The organism is Pseudomonas sp. 05N434, assembly GCF_056396965.1.
The window spans coordinates 1-5,366 of record NZ_JBFTMK010000349.1 but is presented as its reverse complement, the minus strand read 5'-3'; the positions used below and the strand labels follow the sequence as shown (position 1 = coordinate 5,366).

The window sequence follows — 5,366 nt, the reverse complement described above, 5'->3', positions numbered from 1 at the left end:
ACCCCGATTGCGGTGGACTTCATTGCGGTGAACGACGCAGATCTGCTCAAGCAATTGTCGGGTATCACCGCCCGCCAGTGGTTCGCCGAGCGTGAGCAGTATCAGCGCGACTACCGACAGCTGATGACAGTCTGGGGACTGGAGCTGGTGCCGGGTCAATTCATCGACAAACAACCCTTTCCGTTGGGGGGGAAGCGGGCGGCTGGACTTTTAGTCTTCGCCAGCTATACCACTCCCGGAGCACACCGGTTGCGGCTGGACGATCAAAGCAACGCCTGGCTCAAGTTCGACAGTCGCGAGATGACACTGGTCAGCGATCCCCCGAACTGAACACCGGGGGATTAAGGCGCGTAAACAGACATGTAGGAGCCAGGCCGCCATTGGTGCGGCGTCACGAGAGGTCGAAGGGAATCGTATGAGTCTGCTTCCTGACGCGGTTTGCTGGCATGAGGGCATGCAGTTGCTGCCCCAGCATTTTCAGTTGCAAGGGCTCCGGGCCGAGGCGTTGGTAGCGCATTTCGCCCAAGCATGTAATCCGTGGTTCTGGGGCGTGACCCGCGTTGAATTCGATCCCTCGGCACTGAGCGCCGGGCTGGTGCGCCTGCTCAATTTGCAGGCGACGTTGCCGGACGGTTTGCCGGTCAATTTGCAGGCCGGTGTCGGGCCGATGCTGGAGCTCGACGTCAGTGAAGCGATCGACGCCACGGACAACGCCACTGTCACCGTTTACCTGGCGGTCAGTCCGCTGTGGCGTGCCGGTCAGTTACTGCCGCTCAAGGGGCGATTGCAGTCGGTGGTCGGCGATGCGCTACCGGATCTCACCAGCGGCGAGTACCCCGAATCGATCACGGTGTGGCGCCCGAATCCGCGTTTGTGCACGCAACTGAACAAGGCCGATTCGGTCTGCCTGCCGCTGCTGAGAATTCGCAAGGAAGGCGGCGGTTTTCTTGCGTTGCCTTACACACCACCGACGCCGTGCCTGTTACCCGAATCGGTGGTGGGCCGGCGCGTGGCGGGACTGTGTGCCAGGGCGCGGGAGAAATGCATGTTCCTCGCCGGTCGCTTGCGCCAGGCGCAGCAGGCCGGCAATCAGGATGATTCGATGGAAATCCGGCGTCAGTTGACCGCGCTGTGGGCGCGGTTGCCGGAAGTCGAAGGTCTGCTGAACAGTCGCGTGGCCACGCCGCAGGCGCTGTATGGCTCGCTGCTCGGGCTGACCGGCGCCTGGTCGGCGCTCGATCCATTGGCGGGTGTTCCGGCGTTCGCCCCGCTGGATTTTCTGGAGTTGCAGCGCGGCTATGAAACGGTGCTCGACTGGCTGGAAAAGACCCTCGAACTGATCCGCGCCGGCTATCGCAGCCTGGCGTTCGAGCGCAACGAACAATCCTTCTCGATTCAATTGCCCGACGACCAACCGAGCCAACGGCTGGTCATCGGTTTGCGCATGCCCAATGGCGCCAGCGAACAGGCCGCCAGCGAATGGTTGAGCGGAGCGATCATCGCCTCGCAGCCGCACATCCCATTGCTCAGCCGTCAGCGCATGAGCGGTTTGTCCCATCAGGCCATGAGTCGCAATGAGCAAGTGGCCTACGGCGTCGGCGACGATACGCGGTTGTTCGTGGTGACGGCCGAAGGCCAATGGTTCGACGGGCAGTTGCCGTTGCTGATTGCCGCACCGGCTTCCAGGCTGGCCAGCAGTCCATGGCAAGTGGTGTTGTTTGTGGCCCAGGCGAGTGAAAGTGCTTGATCGAGGAAGGAACGTCATATGTCTGAGGGGAATGCCGGGACAGGTACACGCGGCCTCAACGAAGCGCCGCTGAGCAGTGCTTTTCGCCAGGCCTGGCAGCAATGGTCCCAGGACTGGAGCCAGTTGCCCAAGGACAGCGAAGACGAAGCGCTGGTGGAAGCGGTGGTCGAACTCTCCACGCAAATCTCCCAACGCCTCTGGCGAACGGCCTTCGCCAAAGTCGGTGACGCCGCCACTGAACAAGTCAAAGCGCTGGTCTATGCCTTTGTCGCGCTGGTCGATGAAACCTTGCTGTTCACGCCGTGGCCGGGCCAGTCGGCCTGGCAGGATAAACCCCTGGAATCGCGGATGTACTCCAGTCGTCAGGCCGGCGAGCGGATACCGTTGGCGATCAAGGAACTGCTGGATGAGCAAATCCCTACCACTCGCGATCTGGCCAATGTCTATTTGCAGTGCCTGGTGCTGGGCTTTCAGGGGCGTCTGCGGGGTGAACAGAATCAGGCCCAGCATGAAAAATGGCGCCTGGCGCTGTTCACCTTTGCCTGGCAGCACGAGGCGGATTATGCCGATGTCAGCGCCCGGCTCGAACAACCTTCGGCGGTGACGCCGCTGCAATTGCCGGTGCGTCTTTCGTTGCCCGATGGCTTTCGCCTGGGGTTGGGAATTCTTGCCGTGGTCCTGCTGCTGACCGGGTTGGGGCAGTTGTTCTGGCGTGACATTCGCCAGGAGCTCGAACCGGTCTTGCAACTGACCGATTCGGTGGTCACCTCGGAGCAAGACTCATGAGCACGCTGGGGATTATCGGCCTGATCATCGTCGTGCTGTTGGTGCTGGCGATTGTCGCCGTGGCGGTCTGGTGGTTGCGCACGCAAAGCGGCGCGGCGATCCGCAGTTTTTACCTGGCGGTGCGGCAGATGGAGCAGGAGCAGGGCACCCGGGATCGCTACCAGATTCCCTGGCTGCTGATGCTCGGCAACGAGACTCAGGGCACGCAGTTGTGCACCCAGTGGCGCTTGCAGCCCACCGACAAACCGGGCTGGTTCGGTCGCTGGTGGTCGGACCCCGAAGGTGCCGTATTGGTGGTGCCCCAGGCGCTGTTTTTGCCGGATGAAGGCATGCACCTGCAACGGGGTGGCTGGTGGCGCTTGCTGGGTTTGATCCTGCGCTTGCGCAGTCAGCGTCCGCTGGACGGCGTGATCTGGACGGTGCCGATCAGTCGGCTGGGTAATGCCGAGCAGGCGGCGGCCCTCGGCCTGGCGGCGCGTCGACGTTTTATCGATCTATTGCAGCGCTTCGGTTTGAGTCTGCCGGTGTACGTGGTCGTTACCGGCATGGAAGAGTTGCCGGGTTTTCAGGAGTTGATTAGCGCGCTGCCGGTCGAGGCTCGCGAACGTACGCTCGGCTGGTCCTCGCCCCACGGGCCCGATGCGGTGTGGCAGGCGCAATGGAGCGATCAGGCGCTGGATCAGGTCAACCGGGCCCTGGCGGAATCGATCATCGAAATCGGCGCCTTGTCCGGGCAATTGAGCGTCGATCTGTACGGCTTGCCGGAACGCTTCGAAGCCTTGCGGCGCAATCTGCAATCCTTGCTGGAACCGGTTTTCCAGGGTAATGCGCAAGGCGAAGCACCGCGTTTTCGCGGGGTTTATTTCACCGCCAACCAGCCCTCGGATGACAGCGCCGACGGGTTTTCGGCCTACGACACCGGCTTGCAGCAGAGCGCTTTCGCCCGGCAACTGTGGCAGCGGCGGGTGGTCGCCGAGCGCGGTCTGGCTCAGGTGGTGCCGCGTCTGTTACGCCTGCGTCAGCGCTGGCAGCGCGTGACCGGTGGGGTGGCGCTGGTGGTCGCGCTGCTGTGGGGCGCTGGCATGCTGTGGGTGTGGCAGGACTCGGAAAAGGATGCCCATGAGTTGTCGCGCCTGATGCAAGGGGCGCAGAAAAATTACGTGGCGGTCACGGATGAATCTCATCGGCTGGAGGCGACCCGGCGCAACGTCCAGGGTTTCTGGCGGGTGCTGGAGAAGGCGCAGCGCTGGCGCTTCACCTCGGTGGTGTTTCCGACCTCCTGGTTCTCCTCGCTGGATGCGCAGTTGGAGAACGAATTGCGCCTGACCGCACAAAGTCACTTGTTGTTGCCGCTGCGCGATCTGTTGAGCGCGGATCTGGCGCAACTCAAGACCATTCGCAACACCGAACGACGGGGCAACGTCGAAAGCGAAGACCCGGCCCAATGGCAAAACTACGTCAAGGCCACGGAGCTGGTCGAGCGTGCGGTGAGTCTGGAGCAGCAGAACCAGTGGTTCAGTCAGGCGCTGAACAACACCAAGGCGCCGCTCGAAGACCTGGTGTTGCTGAGCAACAACGCCCTGTCGCTGAACCTCAACGCTGGCACGTTGCAYCGCGCCGGTTTTTACAACCGGGCGCTGCTGGATGTCGACAACAGTGAGTTGAAACCACTTGACCTGACCGTCGAGCGCGCGCAGATCGAGGAGAACTTCCTCGGGCTCATGGAGCGCTGGCTGGACCAGTATTTTCTCGCTGACAACTTTGTCCGTCAGGCCGGTTATCTACGTTTGCACCTGGAGCGGCTAGAGGTCGGCAGCGGCAATTCCCTCACCGAGCTGGAAGATCTGCGGGCGTTGATCGACGACCTGCAAGCGCTGGTCGGCTTGACCAACTCGGCGTGGAGCCGGGGCAAGGGACAGGATCTGGTGCCCGGTTACCGGGCGATGATGGACAAGGTGCGCCAAAGCACATTGCTTGGTCCGCAGGTCGAACAGCAACTGGATCAACAGGCGTCGAAGTTGCAGCAGAGCTTTCGTGACCAGTGGATCACCCAGGCCGGGGCCAGGGACAATTTGCTGATTCAGCAAGGCAGCGGGCAACTGGTCTTGCAGGAGCATGTGGTGCAGTTGAACAACGCGGTGCAGGCACTGTTCAAGCGTGATTTCGTCGCCATCGCCTTGCAGGCGGATCAGTCCGACGTCCCGGATGGACAGGGGCGCGGTGTTGATGGCGACGACCTCGACAGTGCGCTGAACTACTTCGCCAGTTACAAGAGTTATGCCGCCGAAGAGCTGCCGCGCATCCCCCCGGCGTATCGCGGCGCGTTGCTGCAAGCGGCCGAAGGCGCGGTGGTCAAGGCCATGTTGTCGAGCCTGCGCGAGCACAATGCGCAGGTCCAAAGTGGTGTCTTCAATGTGCAGGCCTCTCAGGCGATTGCCTTGCAAAAGGCTTTTGTCGAAGTGCGCCGCAGCGATCTGGCCACGCGTTTGCAAACCGCTTTGAACCGCCGCGCCCTGGCCGACATCGTCAGTGGCCTCGATGAAATCGTCGCCCAGCCGCTGTTCAGCGGGCGCACCGAAATCAGCCAGTGGGACGGCTCGAAAAACTTCGGCCTGCAACTGTATGGCGCCAATGACGTTCAGGATCTGAAACTGAGCCTCAAGCAGCAGTTCAATACCATGCTCGGCATCACCGAACGCCGCACTTCGGCGCTGGAATGGCTGAAAGTCCAGCAACAGAACCTCTCGGCGCTGGATTACGAACGGGTGACGCAGTTCAGTGCGCTCAACGATGAACTGCTCAAATACAAAGAACAGAACCCCGCCAGTTCGCC

At 61.9% G+C, this 5,366-nt stretch carries 4 protein-coding genes; all 4 read left to right on the top strand.

Annotated features, from left to right (window positions below; translation table 11 throughout):
* Positions 1-330, top strand: a 330-nt coding sequence (locus AC1DLB_RS20190) for a type VI secretion protein (protein ID WP_477785519.1), incomplete at its 5' end; no start/stop codon positions are given.
* Positions 331-415: 85 nt separating this feature from the next.
* A complete protein-coding gene (gene tssK, locus AC1DLB_RS20185) occupies positions 416-1,747 on the top strand; it encodes a type VI secretion system baseplate subunit TssK (protein ID WP_064618253.1) in 1,332 nt (443 codons plus the stop codon).
* A gap of 18 nt (positions 1,748-1,765) precedes the next feature.
* Positions 1,766-2,533 carry a DotU family type IV/VI secretion system protein gene (locus AC1DLB_RS20180; RefSeq protein WP_086946045.1) on the top strand — a complete coding sequence of 256 codons (768 nt, stop codon included), beginning with the start codon at positions 1,766-1,768 and terminating at the stop codon, positions 2,531-2,533.
* Positions 2,530-5,366, top strand: a 2,837-nt coding sequence (locus tag AC1DLB_RS20175; RefSeq protein WP_477785518.1) for a type VI secretion system protein, incomplete at its 3' end; no start/stop codon positions are given. The genes AC1DLB_RS20180 and AC1DLB_RS20175, both read left to right, overlap by 4 nt.

Coding starts and splice junctions, on each gene's coding strand:
- AC1DLB_RS20180 (WP_086946045.1), top strand. CDS start 1,766: ATGTCTGAGGGGAATGCCGGGACAGGTACACGCGGCCTCAACGAAGCG.
- tssK (WP_064618253.1), top strand. CDS start 416: ATGAGTCTGCTTCCTGACGCGGTTTGCTGGCATGAGGGCATGCAGTTG.